23 protein-coding genes and 1 pseudogene are annotated in these 20,847 nt (G+C 42.2%); 7 read left to right on the forward strand and 17 right to left on the reverse strand.

The features are described 5' to 3' along the window. Window positions 1-53: 53 nt before the first annotated feature. From Q0203_RS08195 to Q0203_RS08230, 8 genes are all read right to left on the reverse strand, one after another. Window positions 54-866, reverse strand: a complete 813-nt coding sequence (locus Q0203_RS08195) for an ABC transporter ATP-binding protein (protein ID WP_021615360.1) — start codon at window positions 864-866, stop codon at window positions 54-56. Between the two features lie 9 nt (window positions 867-875). Next, a complete protein-coding gene (locus Q0203_RS08200; protein WP_297931342.1) occupies window positions 876-1,928 on the reverse strand; it encodes an oligopeptide/dipeptide ABC transporter ATP-binding protein in 1,053 nt (350 codons plus the stop codon). Between the two features lie 6 nt (window positions 1,929-1,934). Next, complete coding sequence (locus tag Q0203_RS08205; protein WP_297931345.1) at window positions 1,935-2,822, reverse strand: ABC transporter permease subunit; 888 nt, start codon at window positions 2,820-2,822, stop codon at window positions 1,935-1,937. Next, window positions 2,812-3,777 (reverse strand): ABC transporter permease subunit, encoded by a 966-nt coding sequence (locus tag Q0203_RS08210; RefSeq protein WP_209362187.1) that lies wholly within the window; start codon window positions 3,775-3,777, stop codon window positions 2,812-2,814. Before Q0203_RS08210 ends, Q0203_RS08205 begins: the two co-directional genes overlap by 11 nt. Then, window positions 3,777-5,465 (reverse strand): ABC transporter substrate-binding protein, encoded by a 1,689-nt coding sequence (locus Q0203_RS08215; RefSeq protein WP_295976009.1) that lies wholly within the window; start codon window positions 5,463-5,465, stop codon window positions 3,777-3,779. The genes Q0203_RS08210 and Q0203_RS08215 overlap by 1 nt, the downstream gene beginning before the upstream one ends. Window positions 5,466-5,617: 152 nt before the next feature. Beyond that, complete coding sequence (gene can / locus Q0203_RS08220) at window positions 5,618-6,304, reverse strand: carbonate dehydratase (RefSeq protein ID WP_021615355.1); 687 nt, start codon at window positions 6,302-6,304, stop codon at window positions 5,618-5,620. An 89-nt stretch (window positions 6,305-6,393) separates the two neighbouring features. Then, entirely contained in the window at window positions 6,394-7,851 is a 1,458-nt protein-coding gene (gene cls / locus Q0203_RS08225) for a cardiolipin synthase (protein WP_297931350.1), read from the reverse strand. 15 nt (window positions 7,852-7,866) lie between these two features. Then, window positions 7,867-8,775 carry a lysine exporter LysO family protein gene (locus Q0203_RS08230; protein ID WP_297931419.1) on the reverse strand — a complete coding sequence of 303 codons (909 nt, stop codon included), beginning with the start codon at window positions 8,773-8,775 and terminating at the stop codon, window positions 7,867-7,869. A 133-nt stretch (window positions 8,776-8,908) separates the two neighbouring features. Between Q0203_RS08230 and Q0203_RS08235 the strand changes: the two genes are divergently transcribed. The 7 genes from Q0203_RS08235 (at window position 8,909) to Q0203_RS08265 (ending at window position 12,966) form a co-directional block, all read left to right on the forward strand. Further along, window positions 8,909-9,592, forward strand: a complete 684-nt coding sequence (locus Q0203_RS08235; protein ID WP_297931353.1) for a TIGR01621 family pseudouridine synthase — start codon at window positions 8,909-8,911, stop codon at window positions 9,590-9,592. A gap of 44 nt (window positions 9,593-9,636) precedes the next feature. After that, entirely contained in the window at window positions 9,637-10,500 is an 864-nt protein-coding gene (locus tag Q0203_RS08240) for a DMT family transporter (protein WP_297931355.1), read from the forward strand. A 93-nt stretch (window positions 10,501-10,593) separates the two neighbouring features. After that, window positions 10,594-10,917, forward strand: a complete 324-nt coding sequence (locus tag Q0203_RS08245) for a zinc ribbon domain-containing protein YjdM (protein WP_297931358.1) — start codon at window positions 10,594-10,596, stop codon at window positions 10,915-10,917. Window positions 10,918-11,141: 224 nt separating this feature from the next. Beyond that, window positions 11,142-11,735, forward strand: coding sequence for an FMN-dependent NADH-azoreductase (locus tag Q0203_RS08250; RefSeq protein ID WP_297931361.1), 594 nt, complete (start codon window positions 11,142-11,144; stop codon window positions 11,733-11,735). A 313-nt stretch (window positions 11,736-12,048) separates the two neighbouring features. After that, window positions 12,049-12,303 (forward strand): transcriptional regulator, encoded by a 255-nt coding sequence (locus Q0203_RS08255; RefSeq protein WP_297931363.1) that lies wholly within the window; start codon window positions 12,049-12,051, stop codon window positions 12,301-12,303. A 2-nt stretch (window positions 12,304-12,305) separates the two neighbouring features. Beyond that, the gene (locus tag Q0203_RS08260) at window positions 12,306-12,650 is read left to right on the forward strand and encodes a type II toxin-antitoxin system PemK/MazF family toxin (protein WP_297931421.1); all 345 of its coding nucleotides are present in this window, start codon (window positions 12,306-12,308) and stop codon (window positions 12,648-12,650) included. 16 nt (window positions 12,651-12,666) lie between these two features. Then, a complete protein-coding gene (locus tag Q0203_RS08265) occupies window positions 12,667-12,966 on the forward strand; it encodes a hypothetical protein (protein WP_296027290.1) in 300 nt (99 codons plus the stop codon). 65 nt (window positions 12,967-13,031) lie between these two features. On the opposite strand, the pseudogene Q0203_RS08270 reads toward Q0203_RS08265, so the two are convergent. The 9 genes and pseudogenes from Q0203_RS08270 to Q0203_RS08310 all read right to left on the reverse strand — a co-directional run. After that, window positions 13,032-13,118: pseudogene (locus Q0203_RS08270) on the reverse strand (hydrogenase); the annotation flags it as partial. A gap of 225 nt (window positions 13,119-13,343) precedes the next feature. Beyond that, a complete protein-coding gene (gene hybG, locus Q0203_RS08275; protein ID WP_297931366.1) occupies window positions 13,344-13,619 on the reverse strand; it encodes a hydrogenase maturation factor HybG in 276 nt (91 codons plus the stop codon). Between the two features lie 30 nt (window positions 13,620-13,649). After that, window positions 13,650-14,159 (reverse strand): hydrogenase-2 assembly chaperone, encoded by a 510-nt coding sequence (gene hybE, locus Q0203_RS08280; protein WP_297931369.1) that lies wholly within the window; start codon window positions 14,157-14,159, stop codon window positions 13,650-13,652. A gap of 236 nt (window positions 14,160-14,395) precedes the next feature. Further along, window positions 14,396-14,875: a HyaD/HybD family hydrogenase maturation endopeptidase gene (locus Q0203_RS08285; RefSeq protein WP_297931372.1), complete on the reverse strand. Its 480-nt coding sequence runs from the start codon at window positions 14,873-14,875 to the stop codon at window positions 14,396-14,398. After that, window positions 14,875-16,584 carry a hydrogenase 2 large subunit gene (gene hybC, locus Q0203_RS08290; RefSeq protein WP_295663125.1) on the reverse strand — a complete coding sequence of 570 codons (1,710 nt, stop codon included), beginning with the start codon at window positions 16,582-16,584 and terminating at the stop codon, window positions 14,875-14,877. Before hybC ends, Q0203_RS08285 begins: the two co-directional genes overlap by 1 nt. Continuing rightward, window positions 16,584-17,810: a Ni/Fe-hydrogenase cytochrome b subunit gene (hybB, locus tag Q0203_RS08295; RefSeq protein WP_049372990.1), complete on the reverse strand. Its 1,227-nt coding sequence runs from the start codon at window positions 17,808-17,810 to the stop codon at window positions 16,584-16,586. The genes hybC and hybB overlap by 1 nt, the downstream gene beginning before the upstream one ends. Next, window positions 17,803-18,843 carry a hydrogenase 2 operon protein HybA gene (hybA, locus tag Q0203_RS08300; RefSeq protein WP_297931377.1) on the reverse strand — a complete coding sequence of 347 codons (1,041 nt, stop codon included), beginning with the start codon at window positions 18,841-18,843 and terminating at the stop codon, window positions 17,803-17,805. Before hybA ends, hybB begins: the two co-directional genes overlap by 8 nt. A 1-nt stretch (window position 18,844) precedes the next feature. Next, window positions 18,845-19,993 carry a hydrogenase 2 small subunit gene (gene hybO / locus Q0203_RS08305; protein ID WP_297931379.1) on the reverse strand — a complete coding sequence of 383 codons (1,149 nt, stop codon included), beginning with the start codon at window positions 19,991-19,993 and terminating at the stop codon, window positions 18,845-18,847. Window positions 19,994-20,279: 286 nt separating this feature from the next. Further along, the gene (locus Q0203_RS08310) at window positions 20,280-20,810 is read right to left on the reverse strand and encodes a hypothetical protein (RefSeq protein ID WP_295973571.1); all 531 of its coding nucleotides are present in this window, start codon (window positions 20,808-20,810) and stop codon (window positions 20,280-20,282) included. Window positions 20,811-20,847 lie beyond the last annotated feature (37 nt).

The following is a 20,847-nucleotide window of genomic DNA, read 5'->3' on the forward strand; positions in this document are numbered from 1 at the left end:
GTCGCAACTTGGGCTCAAGTGAAAGTGCGGTGAAAATCTACCGCACTTTGCGATTAGATCATCGGTAAAAACGTCTCTCCCCAAGAGGTTTCGTCTAAAATTTTGCCAAAATGGCTTTCGATCAGGCGCTTGGTCACATCACTTTGCGGTGAAGTAAATAAAGAATAAGTGTCGCCATATTCAATCATCTTACCCTCTTCCATCACTAACACTTCATCGGCAATATGCTTGATGATGCCTAAATGTTGCCCCACATAAATATAGGTTAGTCCGAATTTTTCTTGTAACGATAACATTAAGTTGGTGAGCTGAGTTTTGACCGTTGCATCTAATGAACCAAGGGCATCGTCAATAATGATAATTTGCGGATCTAGAATTAACGCACGGGCAAGGGCAATACGCTGCTTCTGACTAATAGAGAGCGTATTGATTTTAATCGTCACGTGATCAGGGTGCATCCCGACTAAGGTTAAGATATCAAAAATTTTTTGAGTACGTTGCTGCTCATTAAGTGATGTGGTTAACAGCAACGGCGCATCGAGTATTTGACCAACATTAAGCCGCGGATTAAAGGCGGTATTAGGATCTTGGAAAACCATACGAATATGCTTGGCGCGGTAAGTATAATCACCAAAAATCAAGGGCTGATTTTGAAATAAGATTTTGCCTGAAGTGGGTTCAGTAATGCCGACAATCATTTTAGCCAACATGGATTTGCCTGAACCGTTACGCCCGATAATAGCCAATGTTTTGCCTGCATCCAAGGTAAAGCTCACATTTTCCACGGCATGAAAGTAACCGTCACCAAACAGGTCAAGATCTTTTTTGAAGGTTTTTGTCAGGTTTTCAACGTGTAGTAAGTGCATTTCGTTCTTTTATTCCTGCGTGTCATTGCTGAGCGTTAACGGCTGCGGCACCTCGGCTTCTTTTATTTTCTTTTCCCGTAAATTAATCGGAAAGTGGCAATAAAATTCATGTTGTTTCACCCGAAGTGCGGTCGGTTTCGTAATACATTTTTTTTGCGCAAAAGGACAACGTGGACCAAGGCGGCAACCCAGCGGCATTTCTTCAAGTAGCGGAACCGAGCCTTTTAACGTGCCTAACTGGCTCTTAAAAGGCAGCGGCTGCGTAAAATCGGGGATCGAATGTAGCAACGCTTGTGTGTAGGGATGATGAGGATTCTCTAAAATCGCTTCTCGGGGGCCGGACTCTGAATTTTGCCCACAGTAAAGCACCACAAACGCATCACACCATTCGCTAATGCTGTTGATGTCATTGCTGGCCAGCAGAATGGATGTGCCTTGGTTTTGATTCATGCTGGATAATAGCTTGAAAATTTGTACGCGCGTAATGGATTCCACGGAATTGGCCGGTTCATCAGCAATGAGCAAGCGCGGTTGATTTGCCACAGCAATGGCAATCATCACTTTTTGTCCTTCCCCTTCGGTTAACTCATGGGGATAACTGCGCATGATGTCTTTGTGTTCTTTAATGCCGACACGGTGCAATAATTCTATACCGCGGCGTTTTCGCCAACCGAATAAACGTTGCCACCAATGCCCTTTGAACGTCCATCCCGGAATGTTTTGAATCAGCTGCTTGCCGATTTTTTGGCTTGGATCGAGGCAGGTGAGCGGATCTTGGAAAACCATGGAAATTTCTTTGCCCACAATTTGGCGGCGTTGGGTCGGCGTGAGTTTGAGCAGTTCAACATCGTTAAAACGGAAACGATCGGCGGTAACAATCCAGGAATCTTTAAAGGCATTGCAAATGACTTTGGCAATTAAGCTTTTGCCGGAGCCGGATTCACCCACTAAGCCACAAATTTCGCCCTCGTTCAGTGTGAAACTGACGTTATCAACGATGCGAATTAATCCGTTTGACGTTTTAATATCAATCCGAAGATTGCGAATATCCAAAAGAACCATGATGACCTACTCGTAATATTTGGTAATGGCACGACATAATCCGTTAGAAAACATCAAGCCAATTAAAATACTGAAAATAATCGCAAAACCGGGAAGGAGTACCGTCCATGGCGCTAAATAAATCAATTCTAAAGAATCGCGGATCATTGCGCCCCATTCCGGTGCCGGGCGTTGAGCACCCAAGGCGATAAAGCTTAAGGCGCTAATATCCAAAATGGCGATCGTGAAGACGCGAGAGGTTTCTTGAATGTATTGCACGGCGATATTTGGCAAGATCGTGCTTTTCAATAAAGCCCATTTTGAGATACCGTCTAAGCGTAACATTAAGACATATTCTTTTTTTAATTCCAGTTGAATACTGCGGTAAATTTCATGCACAAAATACGGCAGCAGCGCTAAGGTAATGGCAAGCATCGCATTGAGCAAACCGGGTTCCATTAATGTCGCAATAATAATGGCGACGAGAAGGACGGGAATGGTAAGAAACGTATCTAATAAATGGCCTAAAATACGTGATTGTATTCCTTGTGACATCCCTGCCCAAATGCCTAATCCGCCGCCAAGAATTGCCGTTGTGATCATCACAATGAGTGATGCCCCCACAGTATAAGTACTTCCAACGATAATACGGCTTAGCACATCGCGACCAATATCGTCTGTGCCGAGGAAGTAAGCGATTTCTCCGTTTGCTGCCCAAGAGGGTGGCATTAATTCTTGTCCGATAAATTGCGTCTCTGCAGAATAAGGCGCAATGAACGGGCTCAAAAGTGCGGTCGAAATTAATAACAAAAGTGCGTAGAAACTAAAGAGCGCAATGCGATCTTGGCGGAACAGTGACCAAATGTGTTTTAGTGTGCCCGTTTCACGAAAGTCTTTTGGATCTTTACTTCGCATACCATCCCTTCTTATTTAACGGATCAGCAATGAAAATAAGCGTTTCCGAAAGAATTTTGATAAAAATAATACAAAGCCCGATAGTAATTATACCGGCAGAAATGCTGTTGTAATCCTGTTGTGTGACCGCATCAATTAGCCAACGCCCAATGCCCGGCCAGCCGAGGGTATTTTCAACCAGCATACATTGCGTGATGACCAAGGTGAACAGGCGAGTCATTTGTGGAATGAGTAAGGGCAACGTATTACGCAACACATATTTGCGCAATATGGTCAATTTTGACCACCCCCGAGTGGTGACGATTTTGACATAATTTTGTTGAAGCACGATTTCGGCACGTTGTTGCACCAAACGCACGATTTCCATCATAGGTAAAATGCTGAGAACTAACGTTGGCAGTGCCAAATGTTGTAAGACGTTTTGAATCATTTTAATGCGATACGGAGCATCAACAAACCAGACATCAATCAGTGGGAAACCGGTCAGCGGTTTGATTTCATAGAGGAGGTTATATTGCCCGATGGCGGAAATTTGCCAAGCGTTAATGGCGGAGAAATACAATAAAATCGGTGCTATCCAAAATACCGGCAAGGCGGTGCCAATAGCCGATAAAGTGCGGATCGTTTTTCCAATAAAATGCGTTTGATAGGCAGCACCCAGTATCCCAAGGGGAATGCCAAAAATAACGGCCAATAAAATCGCACAACAACATAACTCAAGTGTGGGCGGCAACACCGTAAGAATGGTGGATTTTAATGGATCACCGCCGTTATAACTGATGCCAAGGTCGCCGTGCATAAGACGGTTTAAATAGTGAATATACCCCTGATAAAAGTGTGGCGTAGCCAGTTCGGCATTCAATGGATCTTGCATCAAAATCACATAACTTAGCAAAGAGAGCATAAACGCCGTTAACAGCAGGAAAACACCTTGTCGAAGAAAAGAATGCAACATTATTTCTCTCCTTTACGCAATGATAATGTCGAGAAATTTAAACTGCCGAAAGGATTCATTTCAATATGGCGAACACGTGAATTTACCACCAGCACCCGCTTCATATTCGCCAATGGGACAATCGGCAGCTTGGAGAGAATAAGTTCTTGTGCTTGATTATAGGCGTGGGCACGCTCCCATAAATTAGGGCTGTCTAATGCTTTATCCATCAACTGATCAAAATCTTCATCACACCAATTGGAGAGGTTCGTCATTTCACTGGCCGAGTTACAGCTTAAGATAGGTCGCATAAAGCTATCAGGGTCGAGGTTTCCGGCTAACCAACCGGTTAAAATCATGTCGTAGTTTTCTGATTTTTTATTCAGCTGGTCGATGAGAAAAGTCCGCGTTACTGAACGAATCGTTACGTTCACCCCAACGTTATTTAAATCTTCTTTAATCAATTCTGCAGTTTTCAGTGGCGCCGGATTGTAAACCTGCTCTTCATTTAACACCCACATATTCAAATGGAGCTGTTTATCTTGTAAGACTTTCTTGGCTTCGCTCGGATTAAAATCATAAGCAAAATCTGGCGTATTTACGCTGGATGCCCAAGAAATATTCGGAATAATGTTATTCGCCACAGTTGCCGTATTGTGATAAATGGTTTTGATAATGCGTTGGCGATTAATGGCTTGTGCGATAGCACGGCGAACTTGTTCATCTTGAATGACAGCATTTTGAAAATTAAAGGCTAAATAGGCTAAATTCATGCCCTCCGCACTTTTGACATAATAGCGTTTGTCGTTTTCCTTCAATAAACCTAATTGGCTGACTTCAGGATAGGACGCAATTTGGCATTCGCCATTAAAAAATTTTACCAAGCGCCCGGTACGATCCGTGGATAAATCAATAATAATATTTTTAATTTTGGCGTCTTTTTTCCAATAATCCTCGTTTTTTTCTAACCGCACATATTGATTCCGGAAATAATTTTTGACTTTATATGGGCCGGTGCCGACTGGTAATAAATCAAGTTGCACCAAATTATCGTCCGCATTAAGTTGCACAGCATATTCTTGCGAGAAAATGATGGCATATTGGCTGGCTAAGTGAGACAAAATGGAGGCATCCGGTTTAAATAAGGTAATTTGCACGGTGTGCGGATTTAACGCTTTCACCGATTCGATTTTTTGATTTAACTTAATGCTTTCAAAATAAGGAAAACGCACTTTTTTCGCTTGTTCATGAAAAATGCGATATTGCGGATTTTTATAGTCCACCGCACTTTGTTCCAGCGTTGGCAAATAGGTTTCATAGCCTAGCACACGATTTAATGAAAATACCACATCATCGGCATTAAAATCGCGGGTCGGTTTAAACCAATCGGTATGATGAAATTTAATGCCTTTGCGCAGATAAATCGTAATAATCTTGCCGTCAGGTGAAATAGAATAAGATTGTGCCAAAATGGGCGTTGGAATCGCCGTATTGGATATCTCGAAAAGTTTATTATAAATCTGTTCAGTTACCACATTCATGCTTGTGCCGGCATCCGAGGTTTGCGGATTGAAGGAAAAACCGGAAGCGTGAGTGCAATAAATTAATCCGTTATCCGTCAGTTCTTCAGGCACGCGCGGTGCGGCAACAACCGTATTCACCATAAACGCGAACCAACAAACAGACATAACGAGTTTTTTATACCGCATAATAAACATGAGTTAAAAGATGAAAATAAACGCTAAATTTTAAGCTATATTCTGGGTATATTCTAGCGAATATACCCGTTCTTGAAATTTGCCACGATTTGCCTCGAAAAATGACCGCACTTTAAGCCGTGCTAAGACCGCCCAATCAGAGATTATTCTTGTTCATGCTGCTTTTTCAGCATTTCATCTTCATTTAATTTGAGTAATCGCGAAATGGCATTGCGGTAGGAAATCTCTAAGGATTCTCGGCTGGTGGCAATGACGCCTTGATCCACTAAAAATCCATCATTTACGTCATATACCCAACCGTGCAAGGACAGTTTTTTCCCGCTTTTCCACGCATTTTTAATGATGGATGTTCTTCCGAGGTTATAGACTTGTTCTGCCACGTTTAGTTTTGTGAGCATATCGGCTCGGCGTTCCGGTGATAAATTACCCAGTAAATGGCTGTGTTTAAACCAAATGTCACGAATATGTAATAACCAGTTGTTAATTAATCCTAAATCTTGATCATTCATGGCCGCATGGATCCCACCACAATTGGTATGCCCACAAATGATGATATGCTCGATATTTAAAACATCGACCGCATATTGCACAACGGATAAGCAGTTGAAATCAGTGTGAATGACTTGGTTTGCCACATTGCGGTGTACGAAGAGTTCGCCGGGTTCTAGGTTGGTTAATTTTTCTGCCGGTACACGGCTGTCTGAACAGCCAATCCATAAATAGTGCGGTTGTTGATGTTCGGCCAGTTCTTGAAAGTAGGTGGATTTTTCCTCTTTCATTTGTGTAGCCCATTGGTAGTTGTTTGCAAAGAGTTGTTCTATTCTTTTCATTCTTTTTTCTTCTCCTGTTTCTCAAAAGGCGCTTAGTATAGCGCAGATTATGCGTGGTGACGGAATAAAGTGATATTGGACGCGATGTTTTACAAAAGCGGGCTAAATAAGAAAAAGAGTTTTTCGATGATACGCTGATAAACGGAGCGCATGCTCCATGTAACATAATCGACTAATTCCGCGTTTTTAATATAACTTTCATGTAATAAAGAAATTTCGTTTGCAAATGCCGGATCTTCCACCACCATGGTGACTTCAAAATTCAGCAAGAAACTGCGCATATCCATGTTTACGGTGCCGACCAAGGCCAATCGGTTGTCGATCAACATACTTTTGGTATGCAGTAAACCCTTGTTGAAATTATAAATTTTCACGCCGGCAGCGAGTAAGTCATCGAAGAAGGTACGGCTTGCCCAATGCACCATGAGGGAGTCATTTTCTTTGGGTAGAATGATGGAAACTTCCACACCACGTAAAGCCGCAATACGCAAAGCTTCCGCAATATTATGGCTTGGCACAAAATAAGGCGAAGTGATCACAATGCTTTTACGCGCCGAGAAAATCGCAATCGACAGTGATTGCGCCATTAAATCATCAGGAAAACAAGGACCGGTGGCGAGAATTTGTACTGCATGAGAGTTGTTTTGTTCCAACGGCAAAAGCGGGCAATCAGGCACGTCTAACGGAAGTTTAACGCCGGTTTCAATTTCCCAATCCCATGCGTGTAAGCCGTTTAACACCGAAGATACCGGGCCGTTAATGCGCACCATAATGTCAATCCATTCGCCAACATTGCTATTTTTCTTGAAGAATTTCGGATCCACCATGTTCATGCTACCGGTGTAAGAAATTTGATTGTCGATGACAATAATCTTGCGATGCTGGCGTAAATCAATGCGATTAAAGAACATACGGAATAAATTCACGTGCAAGGTTTCCGTCACTTCAATGCCGTTATTACGCATGGCTTGGCATTCGGCGCTTTTTAAGAAAGGGCGGCTGCCTACCGAGTCCAACAATATATGAATTGCCACGCCACGTTGTCGAGCGTTGATTAATGCCTGTGTTACCTCATTCACCAAGCCTTGAGCAGACCAAATATAGAACACCATATTAATGGATTTTTCTGCCTGATTGATGTCATGAATGATGCTTCGCATAATGCTTTCGGGCGTATCCAAAATATGCAATTCATTGCCTAAAAGACAAGGCACGCCAAGGCGTTGATTGGCAAGATCAAAAATTGGGCGGTAGAGCAGGTTGGTTTGCGTATTGATCAAATTATCGCAATGAGAAAGGTGTTTGAACCAATCCATGTATTTAGGCTTGAGTTGCTCAAACATGGCAGCCCGATGTTTGCCGAGATTGATTTCACCAAAAATTAAATAGGCGATAATGCCCACCACAGGAAACACATAAATGACAATCAACCATGAGAGCATGGTCGGGACAGATTGTTTTTTTATTACTAAGCGTAAGGTGATGGTGATGGTGACTATCCAAACCAAAATGGGGATGATATAAGCGAGAATTTGTTCAATTGTCATAAAAAAATGAAAACCCTATAAAGGAACCGAGGTAAAAAAGACCAATAAAATAGGCGGTGCAATATTGGTAATAAAGCCAAAACTAAACGCCAATGGTAAGACTTCCACGCCACCGGCTTTTTGAATGATCGGCAACGTGCAATCAATGGCGGTGGCACCTGTGTAGCCTATTGCGGTGGAGCGGTAATGTTGCATAAATAACGGCACAATAAATAAACTCATCAATTCACGGGATAAATCATTAAAAAACGCAATGCTACCCCAAATCGGTCCCCATGCGTTGTTTAAGGTGACACTGGAAAGCGAATACCAGCCTAACCCTGAAGACACTGCAAGACCTTGCACAATAGGCACATTCAGTACTTGCGCACCGATAATGCCACCAAGTAGCGACGTTAAAACAAAAATGGCACCGGTTATCATGCCGCGTTGATTAAAAAACACGGAACGAATAGAAATACCGTTATTGCGTAATTGTATGCCGACGCAAAAAATCAACACGACTAACACATAAGTGCTGGAACCAAACGGCAGGTTCACCCAACCTTTGCCCCATAACCCGATAAAAAAGCCAACAATCACCACCAGACATAATTTTAACGAATCCAACACAATCCGCCAACGGGAGGGCATTTTCTCCGTTGTTTTAGCTAAAGGCTGTGGGGAAAGTTTGTCATAGATAAATAAACCGAGAAAGGTTAGCCCTTGAATGAAAACAATAAATGTCAGGGCATAAACACCAATTTGCGGCAATTGCTGTGCCAAATTATCTAATTGCCCAAGGGACACGCCCATAATGAACAAGATCATATACAACAGTAGCATGGTGATTTTGCCAAATTGTTGTAATATTTTTATATTTTTGATTTTAAAGGCGTAACCGATAAGCATCGGCACTAAAATAATGAGCAAACTTTCCAACATAATTGACGACAGCATGAAACGAGTATAGTGCGGAAAGTATAGCACTTTTCTGTTTTCTCACCTAATTGCAGGCAGTTTCCGTTGTTCCTTTTATGGTATCATTCAGCGCATCATTTCTTGAGGTTTTTCTGTCATGACGTTTCAAATTGTATTTCAGCATCCTGATTTTATTGTAATAAATAAACCTAACGGAATAAGCGTACATAAAGATGATGCCGATGTGGGGTTAACTCGGCTTGTGGCGCAGCAACTGGGGGTGCCACAGGTTTGGTTGGTTCATCGTTTGGACAAAGTGACGTCCGGCTTGTTGATATTGGCGCTAAACGAAAAGGCGGCTATGACGTTGTCGCGTAAGTTCGCCGAACATCAGATCCAGAAAACTTATTTAGCGCTAGCCACCCAAAAACCGAAGAAAAAGCAGGGCAGAATTAGCGGCGATATGCAAAAAGCCCGTCGTGGTGCGTGGAAACTCTGTCAAAGCAAAGAAAATCCCGCCATTACCGATTTTGTGTCGCACAGCTTGGCACCGAATTTGCGTTTATTCATTCTGTATCCCAAAACCGGTAAAACCCATCAGATTCGTGTTGCCATGAAAAGTTTGGGGAGTCCGATTTTAGGTGACGAATTATATGGCGGAGAGGTGGCGGACCGCACCTATTTGCACGCCTATCAATTATCATTTGACTATTTCGGCGAGGCGGTTCAAATTAACACTCGCCCCGAATTTAAAGATACACAAAAGTGCGGTGATTTTTTTCAACGTTTTTGGCATGACATTGAAAAACATCTTCACAGTGAAAACGAAAAAACACTTTAAAAAGTGACCGCACTTTTGGCGCTACTAATCAAGGAATGTTGTCAATGCCGAAAAAACTCACAGCCACTTCATATCAAAAAGCCATTATTTGCATGGTGTTGGCTTATATCAGCATCGCTTTAATGGGCGTGTTTGTAAAATATGCTTCCGATGAATTGCCATCCAGCGAAATTTTATTTTCCCGCTTTTTGATCGGTTTTATTTTTTTATTGCCGTTTATGATTCGTGACGGTGATTTTAAGGTCGAACTCAGCCAATGGCCGTTTCTTGTTATGCGTAATCTAGCAGGCATTGCCAGTATGTTGCTGACGTTTTACGCCATCAAATACTTACCGATTTCTATCGCCGTGTTATTGATGAATACCTCGGCGTTATTCGTCCCTTTATTGTTGTTTGTGTTACGAACAAGAACCCCGCTAAAAGTGCTGGCGTGCAGTTTCCTTGGTTTTGCGGGCGTCTCCATTATCATGCTAACGGATTCTTCCAAGCATTTTGAACTACAACACATCGGTTATGCTTTGGGCGCGGCATTTCTCGCCGCCATGGCATTTATCAGCCTGCAAGAGCTCAACAAGCACAATTCGCCGAAAAATATCGTGTTTTACTTCCATTTATTAGGTTCCCTTTTGTTACCGTTATTTTTCGCCACACAATGGACAATCCCCTCCGCACAGGGTTTTGTACTTTTATTATTGGTAGGCGGTTTCGGCCTGATTTTCCAATTATTGCTGACCCGCGCTTTCAAATATGCTCCGGCCAATATCATCACACCATTTGCTTTCACCGGCGTGATTTTCTCCAGCATTTGCGACTGGTTGTTCTGGCACAACGTGCCGACGCTGAATTTCTGGATCGGCTCATTGGTCATTATTGTTTCCGTTAGCCTATTGGCAAAAATACGCAGATAAAGCAGGGCTAAATAATTCCCCAAAATGCGTATTGTTCCGTTACAATAGCGCGCATTTCAATTTTTATTCCACTGTTAAATAATAAGGAAACACATGGACTATCCAATTTGCTCATCTTGCAAAGGCGAAAATACGTATCACGATTCCATCCAATTTGTCTGCCCGGACTGCGGCCATGAATGGACCGGCAATGAAGCCGAGGAGCATGATGACGATCAACTCATCGTCAAAGACAGTAACGGCAATCTCCTCGCCGATGGTGACGATGTGCTGCTCATCAAAGATTTAAAACTTAAAGGATCTTCCGAAGTGTTAAAGAAAGGCACTAAATTTAAAGGCATCCGCCTCGCCCGCGGCGATCACAACGTGGATTGCGGCAAAATTATGCTGAAATCAGAGTTTTTGAAAAAGGCATAAGCCAATGGTGAGCTAAGCACGACAGTGTGATGTCATCTTTTAGGGTCGCTATCCTTTAAAAGTGCGGTGAGTTTTCGTGATAAATGAGGGAATGATAGCTCTTAAATTGTCATTCGGATTATTAACTGATCATGAATAATGCTTTTCTAAAAGCCCTATTTATCTTTCGAAAATACCCATTAAAATGACCGCACTTTTTATTCACTATTTCAAGAGGAAAAAATATGCGCAATATTCTTGTATTAAAATCCAGTATTTTGGCAGACAATTCACAAACCAACCAATTATCCGATTATTTGGTTAGCAAGCTTGGCGATAACAATAATGTTGTTGTGCGTGATTTGGCTAAAAACGCATTACCGCATTTTGATGCAACGGCAGCCACAGCCGTTCGTGGTCAACCAAGCACAGAAGCTGAAAATGCCTTATTGGCGTTATCTGATGAATTGGTCGCGGAAATTCAAAAGGCAGATATCGTGGTGATTAATGCGCCGATGTATAATTTCAACATCCCGACACAATTAAAAAGCTATTTTGATTTTATCGCGCGTCCACGTGTAACATTTCAATATACCGAAAACGGCCCGCAAGGTTTATTAAAAGGTAAAAAAGCCATTGTGTTATCTGCATTTGGTGGCTTCCATCAAAATCAATCGACCGATCTTGTTACGGCATACATAAAAACCATTTTAGGTTTTGTTGGCATTACCGACGTGCAATTTGTTTATTCAGAAGGCATTGGCTTGGGTGCTGATTCGATTGCCAAAGCACAGGCACACGCCAAAGCCGAAATTGATAAAATCGCGACCGCACTTTAATCAGTAAAAAACGTAGCGTGCAACTTGTTGCACGAAATCTAAAAAAGAGGAAAAATCCACCGCACTAAAAAAAGTGCGGTGGATTTTTAATATGGATTAACTTATAAATAGCGTTCGCTTCTTGATACACGACCCATACGATAGCGCAAGCGTCCACGCTTGTGCTGAAAATATATATTTGTGTAAATTAAAAAGGCACAAGCGAAAGACGCTTGCGCCAGTAGGGGAAAATCACGCTGGAAATCTTAATAAAGAAGATTGAAAGTGTGATATTAAAGTAATATCATCATCCTTAACGATGAAGGAGGTATTTATGCAATTAAGACAACAAGCTACATTAGGTGTTTGGGGAAAATGTATTGGCTTAAGATTGACGGGAAACCTTCGTACGGTTCCTCAATTTTCTGCTGGAGATACTGTGGATATAGAGATATCCCCAAATGGGTTATACATTTCAAAATGCCAAAAAAAATTGACTGAAGCCGATTTATTAAAAGATATAACAGCTTATGATGCCCATGCAGACGAGTTAGTTGTGGCTACTTTAGCGCAGGAACTGGAATATTAGTGATGTATGTACCAAAGAGGAATGATATTGTTTGGTTGGATTTTGAGCCGACAAAAGGAAAAGAAATTGGAAAATATCGTCCAGCTTTCATTCTAAGCCATGAAATTTATAATAAATCGACAGGGCTAATTATTTGTTGTCCTATTAGTACAAGTATTCGTGGTAAAGCAACCGAGGTTCCGATTGAAGGCTTGGAAAGTCCAAGTGTCGTTGCAACTACATTAGTTCAGACATTGGATTGGCGTGAGAGACATATCAAATTTATCAAACAAGCCGAGCCACAGATTTATGATGAAGTACTTAAACGAGTGATACTTTTACTGGGTGGCGAGCATTTATTAAAGTAAGAAAAGTAGGATAATTGTGGTAAATAAACAGCAATTTGGATATAAAGTAGGGAAGTTATATCTTAAATTTAAACAATGGCAACATCCAACGCTATTAAAGTGGTTGTACATTTTTTTACTAACAAGTTTAATATTTTTTGTATTTTCTGATTTTTTCATTTATTTATTAATATTTATCCTTTTCATCGTTGCTTTAGCATTGTATTCAGATCTTGTATGGGGCCCCACACCTGCAGAGCAGCAAATTATTAATGAATTAAAGGAAATTAAAGAATTACAAAAGGAAAAGAGAGATAAAGAGAAAGATGGACATTAATTTTTCTTTGGATATTCAATAATTACATAAAATATTTTCTCATCCCAACCGCACTTTCCCTTAAATCACCCCTGATTCAATCCCCTAAAATCCCCCACTTCATGTTCCAGCTGGCTCATGGCAAGCAGGGCTTCCTGGGTTTGTTTGGCTTCCGTACGATAGCGCAAGCGTCCACGCTTATGCTGAAAATATATATTTGTGTAAATTAAAAAGGCACAAGCGAAGGACGCTTGCGCCAGCAGGAGGGAGTTACAAGCACGCGTCGGGAGACGCGCGCTATCTGATTTGGTCTTCTTTAATTGATTAACAAAGTGCGGTCAAATTCCCAACCATTTTCTACAAAAATACTTAAATTTCCGACCGCACTTTCCCTTAAATCACCCCTGATTCAATCCCCTAAAATCCCCCACTTCATGTTCCAGCTGACTCATAGCAAGAAGGGCTTCTTGAGTTTGTTTGGCTTCTTCTTCATCAATGATGCTCATCGCGAAACCAACATGGACGAGAACCCATTTGCCCAGTAGCGGTTTTGGGTCATCGCTGCAGATAAGGGAAATATTCACATCACGTTGCACACCGCAAACATCCACGGTGGCAAGTTGTAATGCGCTGTCGCCGATTTTGACAATTTGACCGGGCACGCCTAAACACATAATTCATTTACTCCGATTAAAAATTTGCGCTTATTTTACCATTGCTTTAAATAAATTGCGGCGATCTGGATCAAACGTCGTTTGTTTGGTCGGCATGGATAAAATCATGCGAAGGCAATCCTGTGTCAGTTGGATGGCTTGTTCATTGGTAAGATTCGGATCAAGCGGGGAATGCAAGGAGCAGCTTAAATATTGCGGTACGGTTTCAATGCCACTGACCGTAAAAGTAAGGGCTTTGTAAGGCAGTTGAACAGTGATTTTATCCCCTAATTCACGCGGTTCCCACGTTTGTTGCGGGCCTGGCAGAATAACGACGCTAATCATCCATGGGGTTAACACCGAGCCGACCCATTGTCCTTCAAATAAAGCGAATTTTGGGCAGAAACATTCAATATTGTGATGAAAGAAGGGGAGATCTTGCATTTCAGGAACAATTTTTTGCATTTCAGCAAGGAAAGTCTCCGTTGGATTTTCTTCAAAGCCAGAAACAGAGTTTAAAAGTGCGGTGGCATTTTGAGGTATTTTTTCGTGTCGGTACATGGTTAACTTTTCACAAAATAGTGGCGTGCGTTCTATAACGTGTGCCAGAAGTATTAATAAAATAAGCACGCGTCAGAGACGCGCGCTATCAGTGGGTGTTTGTCAATATCAATAAGATTAAAGCATAGAAGGTGAAATCTTAAAGAAAGTTCCCCTCTTTCGTAAAGAGGGGTTAGGGGAGATTTAACACCTATCTCTATTATTAATTAGGTCAAATCTCCCCCAGCCCCTCTTTTCTAAAGAGGGGTGTTTAAGTTCAAACCGTATTCTTTGACTACTTGATTCAAAGTGGCAAAAACATTTGGTAATGCTTTTTGTATCGTTTCCGTTAATCCGATACCGGCTTCCAAAGATTCCGGTTGGATACCGATGAGACAAAGATTTTGTGGAAATTCATCCGTCAGTTTGAGAGCGGAAAGTACATCACAAATACCCAGTTGGTGTGGCGAAATTTTGCGTGAGAAAAAGGTAGGCACTTGTTCGTCATGTAACACAATAATCTCACCTGGCTGTTTGTTAGCAAGCACAGCATCGATAATAATTAAATGCTCGCGATTTGCCATCGCATCCAGTAATTCCATGCCACAAGTACCACCATCGATGATGTCAAAGTGCGGTTGAATTTCAGGGCGTTTTTCAAGCTCCTGCACAACGCGCACACCGACACCTTCATCACTTAACAAAATATTGCCGACGCCAAGAATTAATGGCTTCATTACAACACCTTCACTTCGGTCACTTCACCGTTTTCTGTGTTAACAACGTGCACGGCGCAGGACATACAAGGGTCGAAAGAGTGAATGGTTCGAACCACTTCTAATGGTTTAGTCGGATCTGCCACCGGTGTACCAATAATGGAAAGCTCATAAGGGCCCATTTGGTCTTGTTCGTTACGTGGACCGGCATTCCATGTGGATGGTACAACCGCTTGGTAGTTTTCAATGCGACCGTCTTTGATCACAACCCAGTGAGAAAGCATACCGCGTGGTACTTCACCGAAACCAACACCACGGAATTCACCGTTTGCTGGAATATCCGTTTTGATATAAGCCGTCATATCACCTTTCGCGATGTTATCAATGAGCATTTGCCATTGAGCGCTTAAAATGTCGTTGATCGCACAGCAATGCACGGTACGACCGATAATACGTCCAAGGGTAGAATGTAATTGATCGGTGGTTAACGTGTTACCAGTTAATTTTTCATAAATGCCTTTCAATTCATTGAAATGGGTAACGGTTGGTGTGTCATTTGCTGCCAAACCACACATTAAATAGGCGAGAGGCCCCACTTCGACAACTTTACCGTAGAATGTCGGCGCTTTTACCCAAGAGTATTTACCATCATCTTGCCAGCCGGTATATTTCGGACGAGTTAAACCCGCCCAAGGTTCTAATGGCTCATCGTCTTCGTACCAAGCGTGTTTACCGCTTTCTTTAATGCCTTTTACAACGAACTCATCTTTTTGTTGATCAATTGGGCGGAAAGTCGATAAATCGCCGTTTTCGATATAACCACCTTTTAACATGAATTTAGAGTTATCTGCATCAATTGGGTATTCTGGTACAGATAAGTAGTTGCCAGATGTTTTACCTAAGCTTAACCATTCAGGATAGTAAGCCGCAAATACTGCTGCATCTACTTTATACACTTGGTTAATGAAGTCAGTTAAGCGGTCGATACAAGCTTTCACGAACATGAGACGTTCTTGGTTTAGTACCGCTTGGGAATCTAAGTTAATTGGGTTTGCTACACCACCAATCGCCAAGTTTTGAATGTGTGGTGTTTTACTACCGAGTAATGCGACTACACGGTTAGCATCACGTTGACATTCAAGCGCTTGTAAATAGTGCGCGACGGCAATGAGGTTGACTTCTGGTGGAAGTTTCATTGCAGCATGACCGAAGTAACCGTTAGCGAAAATGCCAAGTTGTCCGCTATCCACTAATGCTTGGATTTTTTTCTGTACGTTGCGGAATTCGTTAGCACTGTTTAATGACCATGTAGAAACGCCTTTTAGCATATCTGCCGCTTTTTCAGGATCAGCTTGTAGCGCAGCAGTGATATCTACCCAGTCCATCGCAGAGAGTTGATAGAAATGCACGATATGGTCGTGAATGCTGTGTGCAGCAAGAATCATGTTACGAATGTACTGTGCATTGACGGGTACTTTAGCGCCGATAGCATCTTCTACAGCACGCACGCTGATAATCGCGTGTACTGTGGTACATACGCCACAGATACGTTGCATAATCATCCATGCATCACGTGGGTCGGCACCTTTTACGATATTTTCCATACCACGCCACATGGTACCAGAGGACCAAGCATTGGTGACGACGCCGTTTTCAATTTCGCAATCAATACGTAAATGCCCCTCAATACGGGTAATTGGGTCAATTGAGATACGTTTTTTTTCTGACATTATTCTGCTCCGCTAACTTTTTTGCTGAATGCCGCTTTTTCGGCAATAATTTTTTCTGAGTCTTCGGTATGTTTTTCTTTAAATACCGGTAATACAGGGAATAAACGAATGATTAAAATATAGGCACATACTTCAATAGAAACGAAGCCAATTGAAATAAGCAATTCTTCCGCAGATGGGAAATATTGATAGCCGTTGCCCGGATTATACATGATGAGAGAGTAGTTCATCCGCCATAATGCGGCGCCGAGTAACATGCTAAGTGCCGAAATAAACAACCAACGGGAGTCAGATTTTTTCTCACCGAGGAAGAGGGTCAGTAATGGTAATACCATCAACCAGACTTCCATCCAGAACATCCATGCTTCAAATTTGGTTAATTTATCGAAACCTACAACCATTTGCAGTTTATCGTGGTAAATCAACTCACCAAAACGCACCGCTAAGAAACAGAAAATTAATCCTGCGGTAACGCGTGCCAATTGAGTAAATAAATGACGTTCATCTGGTGTTTTTCCTGCAAGACCCGCTTTCACTAAAGACCCCTCAAAAATCACAATAGAGAAGCCCATAATGAAAGCTGTCAGCAAGGAGAGAATTGGTAGCGCTTCATAGCTTTGCCATACCGGATGGACTTTGTGTCCCGCTACAATCATCAAGGAACCCATGGAAGATTGGTGCATCATCGGCAACAAGGCACCCAAGGCAATAATGAAGAACATGATTTTATTGAGTTTATTAAACCATTTCTTCAAGCCGAGGAAACCAAGCCATACCGGGGCAAATTCTAAGGTGACGACAATGATATACACCGTCATACAAAATGCTGTTTCAAATAGCACGGAATTCGTGTTGAACTGGCCAGGAACGTAGAAATACGGTAAATGCCAATAACGTCCCATATCAATGGTGATAGATAAACCACCAAGGGAATAACCGAAGAGACTGGCAAGCAGTGCCGGGCGCACAAGAGCGTGATATTTCCCTTTATTGAAAATATACACAGTCCAAGCTAATGCCCAACCGCCGCAGGCAAAACCTGTACCGACAAGCAAGTCAAAGGCAATCCATAAACCCCAAGGATAACCGCCATTAAGTGCGGTCACGGAACCGATACCGAAAACCAAACGTTTTAAAATTAATAAAACGCAAAGTACGGCAAGTGGTGCAAAAAAGAGAATCGCGGCAGAAACAAGGCGACCGCCCACCGGACGTGGATTACTCATGATGTTCATCCTCCGCTTCTTCGATTTCCTTGCGTGCCTGACGCATGGCTTCTTTTTGTGCTGCAATACGCTCAGCGATTTTATCGCCATGCATATTTTTGTAAGTCATAAAGGTTAAACCAGCCAGTGCGACTAATGGCAATGCCAAGCCGCGATACAAGAAGTGTTGTAAATGCGCCGCACGAGAACCTGTCGCCACTTCATCTAAGTCTGGTAAACCAAGATTAGCAAAAGGTACACCACTTAAGGCGAGTACCTGTGTACCACCACCTTCTTTTTCACCGTAGATGTGATATTGATATGCCGGCACGGTAGCACGGTATTTATCTGTGCTATTGACGTGTTGACGTGGATAATCGTATTCAGTACCACGTAATAAGCTTAAACGACGTTTCGCTTCAGCCAATAACTCTTCACGTGTACCAAAAATAATGGCACCCGTTGGGCAAACATGACAGCAACCCGGTAATTCGCCTTTATCTAAGCGTTCAACACCTTTTTGGTTACAGAGTTCACATTTGCTGATTTCACCGAACGGATTGTCGTAATCGTATTTGGGTACATCAAAAGGACAACCCACCATGCAATAGCGGCAACCGGTACAAATATCGGGATCGTATTTCACGATACCGGTTTTTGGATCTTTGGTTAGTGCTTGAACCGGGCAAACCGCAACGCAGTTAGGATCAACGCAATGCATACATTGTTTTTTCACGTAAGCATAGCCATTTTCCGATTGGTCTTTATTTTTACCATCGCCATCGCTCCAAACTTGAATGATATTGCGGGTAAACGGCGTAAGTTTGTCGTTATTTGACCAAGTCTGATCGCCTTTTGGGTTTACCGGTGTATGGTTCACATTTTGACATTCAGCTACGCATGCCTGACAACCTACACAAAGGGTAGAGTCGTAAAGCATTCCAAGCGCACCGGGAATAGGCTCAACCGCTTCTGATGCCTGTGCACTCGACACAGGCAAGGTGGAAGCAATTCCGCCAAGCACACCGGCTTTTAGAAATTTTCGTCTATCCATCTTATTTACCTGTATGTTGTTCTTTTTCTGCCGCTTTGGCTTCGACACGGGCTTTATGTTGAATGCTTAATTCGCGTAAGGTAACGACACTGACACCGGCTAGGATTGCAGCGGCACCACCTAATAAACCAATAGCGGTCATAGTTGCACCTGAACCTTCGGTGTTGTTGACATCTGGTTTTTCAACGCGTGGTGTAGGGTTTTCTACGCCCGCTAATTGGAAAATACCTTTGGTAAAGCCCACACCTTTTTCGTTACAACCATAACAAGGATGACCAATACCCACCGGCCAGTTATTACCGCCGACATCACAGAATTCTAAAGTAGAGCAGTTGCCGTAAGTTTCCGGTCCTTTACAGCCGAGGTGATATAAACACCAACCGTTTCGGTGACCGTAATCACCGTATTCTTTGGCGAAGCGACCTGCATCAAAGTGCGGTCTGCGATAGCAGTTTTCGTGAATTAAGCGATCGTAAGCGAATAGCGGACGATTAAGTTTGTCCATTGCCGGCAATTTCTTATAAGTCAGAATGTAAGCGACAGTTGCAAGGAAGTTGTGTGGATTTGGTGGACAGCCCGGAATGTTAATCACCGGTGTGCCTTTTGGTAATACTTCAGACAAGCTGCTTGCACCGGTTGGGTTACCACCGCTAGAAGGTACGCCGCCCCATGCTGCACAAGAACCGATGGCAATAATGGCTGCAGCACCTTTTGCCGCTTCTTGGATGTGTTCTACAATCGGTTTACCTGCTACCATACAATAGACGCCGCCGTCTTTCACCGGAATGGAACCATCGACGACTAAAACATATTTGCCATAATATTTATGCATGGCGTTGTGTTTATTATCTTCAGCTTGTTCCCCAAAGGCTGCAGAAAGCGTTTCGTGGTATTCTAAGGAAATCATTTCCAATACCAAGTTTTCTACTGTTGGGTGGGTCGCGCGTAGCAGAGATTCCGTACATCCCGTACACTCTTGTGCACCAATCCATAACACCGGTGGGCGTGCCGGTGCCGTTAAGGCGTTGGTCATCTCCGCACCGGCTTTACTACTTAGCCCCATTGTTGCCGCAAGTGCGGTACATAATTTCATAAAATCCCGACGAGAAACATCGGCTAAGGCAGAAAATAATCCATCACTTCGTTGCATATATTCACTCCAAATCACACATTTTATATAGGGTTATCAGCGTTATGATATGCTCATCAAGGGGAACATTATTTGATCGTCATCAAGAATATCCCTATTTTTTATCTGAATATAAGATGTAACCCTTTGTTTTTGTGGGTGATTGAGAGTCTTTCTCATTTGCTGGGTTGTTATCAGGAGATTTTGAGGGAGGAAGGGGATTTAGAGGCGCAGGGTGAGTCAAAAGAAAAGCACGCATCAGGCGTGTCGTGCTTTTAGAGCGATGAATGCGATATTTTACCCGCGACTATATTTTATATTCGTCTGGTAATCGATATTTTCTTCCTAGTAGGAAGAGGAAAATCAAAGCGGAAGCACTGTAGATTAACCATAAAATTCCGCCTCTTTCATGCTTTTGCCGTGCTTGTTTTGTGGCCTGTTCAATATAAGCCTCGGAAATATTACGAAAGCAATGTTTTTCCTCGGCATCTAAACAGCTTTTATTTAAGAAAGTATATCTATCTACATGAATGAATTCAATGCTGGATAATTGAAAGTTTCCGGCTTGGGGAAAACCGCAATATTCGACATAGCATCGGTCGTTCATGTTTTTAGTTTGAATATATTGATTTAATTTGCCTGAAATTTTTTCTTTTTCTACTGTCACGTTAACATTGTGATAAATTTTAGTTTCTAGATAATTTTCTAAAGGGACATCATCTTTTACAGCATTGATAAGATCATTGCTTAACATCAATGTGGCCACAACAAAATATATCATCAGTATGCAAGAAAATGGATGAATAAACGTGATAAAAAAATTAAAAAGTTTTTTCATAAAATCTCCTGATTGAGGATGATATGAATTGAAAAGT

It is taken from the genome of uncultured Aggregatibacter sp. (assembly GCF_938046485.1).
In the GTDB taxonomy this organism is placed as follows: domain Bacteria; phylum Pseudomonadota; class Gammaproteobacteria; order Enterobacterales; family Pasteurellaceae; genus Aggregatibacter.

Coding starts and splice junctions, on each gene's coding strand:
- Q0203_RS08195 (WP_021615360.1), bottom strand. CDS start 866: ATGCACTTACTACACGTTGAAAACCTGACAAAAACCTTCAAAAAAGAT.
- Q0203_RS08200 (WP_297931342.1), bottom strand. CDS start 1,928: ATGGTTCTTTTGGATATTCGCAATCTTCGGATTGATATTAAAACGTCA.
- Q0203_RS08205 (WP_297931345.1), bottom strand. CDS start 2,822: ATGCGAAGTAAAGATCCAAAAGACTTTCGTGAAACGGGCACACTAAAA.
- Q0203_RS08210 (WP_209362187.1), bottom strand. CDS start 3,777: ATGTTGCATTCTTTTCTTCGACAAGGTGTTTTCCTGCTGTTAACGGCG.
- Q0203_RS08215 (WP_295976009.1), bottom strand. CDS start 5,465: ATGCGGTATAAAAAACTCGTTATGTCTGTTTGTTGGTTCGCGTTTATG.
- can (WP_021615355.1), bottom strand. CDS start 6,304: ATGAAAAGAATAGAACAACTCTTTGCAAACAACTACCAATGGGCTACA.
- cls (WP_297931350.1), bottom strand. CDS start 7,851: ATGACAATTGAACAAATTCTCGCTTATATCATCCCCATTTTGGTTTGG.
- Q0203_RS08230 (WP_297931419.1), bottom strand. CDS start 8,775: ATGTTGGAAAGTTTGCTCATTATTTTAGTGCCGATGCTTATCGGTTAC.
- Q0203_RS08235 (WP_297931353.1), top strand. CDS start 8,909: ATGACGTTTCAAATTGTATTTCAGCATCCTGATTTTATTGTAATAAAT.
- Q0203_RS08240 (WP_297931355.1), top strand. CDS start 9,637: ATGCCGAAAAAACTCACAGCCACTTCATATCAAAAAGCCATTATTTGC.
- Q0203_RS08245 (WP_297931358.1), top strand. CDS start 10,594: ATGGACTATCCAATTTGCTCATCTTGCAAAGGCGAAAATACGTATCAC.
- Q0203_RS08250 (WP_297931361.1), top strand. CDS start 11,142: ATGCGCAATATTCTTGTATTAAAATCCAGTATTTTGGCAGACAATTCA.
- Q0203_RS08255 (WP_297931363.1), top strand. CDS start 12,049: ATGCAATTAAGACAACAAGCTACATTAGGTGTTTGGGGAAAATGTATT.
- Q0203_RS08260 (WP_297931421.1), top strand. CDS start 12,306: ATGTATGTACCAAAGAGGAATGATATTGTTTGGTTGGATTTTGAGCCG.
- hybG (WP_297931366.1), bottom strand. CDS start 13,619: ATGTGTTTAGGCGTGCCCGGTCAAATTGTCAAAATCGGCGACAGCGCA.
- hybE (WP_297931369.1), bottom strand. CDS start 14,159: ATGTACCGACACGAAAAAATACCTCAAAATGCCACCGCACTTTTAAAC.
- Q0203_RS08285 (WP_297931372.1), bottom strand. CDS start 14,875: ATGAAGCCATTAATTCTTGGCGTCGGCAATATTTTGTTAAGTGATGAA.
- hybC (WP_295663125.1), bottom strand. CDS start 16,584: ATGTCAGAAAAAAAACGTATCTCAATTGACCCAATTACCCGTATTGAG.
- hybB (WP_049372990.1), bottom strand. CDS start 17,810: ATGAGTAATCCACGTCCGGTGGGCGGTCGCCTTGTTTCTGCCGCGATT.
- hybA (WP_297931377.1), bottom strand. CDS start 18,843: ATGGATAGACGAAAATTTCTAAAAGCCGGTGTGCTTGGCGGAATTGCT.
- hybO (WP_297931379.1), bottom strand. CDS start 19,993: ATGCAACGAAGTGATGGATTATTTTCTGCCTTAGCCGATGTTTCTCGT.
- Q0203_RS08310 (WP_295973571.1), bottom strand. CDS start 20,810: ATGAAAAAACTTTTTAATTTTTTTATCACGTTTATTCATCCATTTTCT.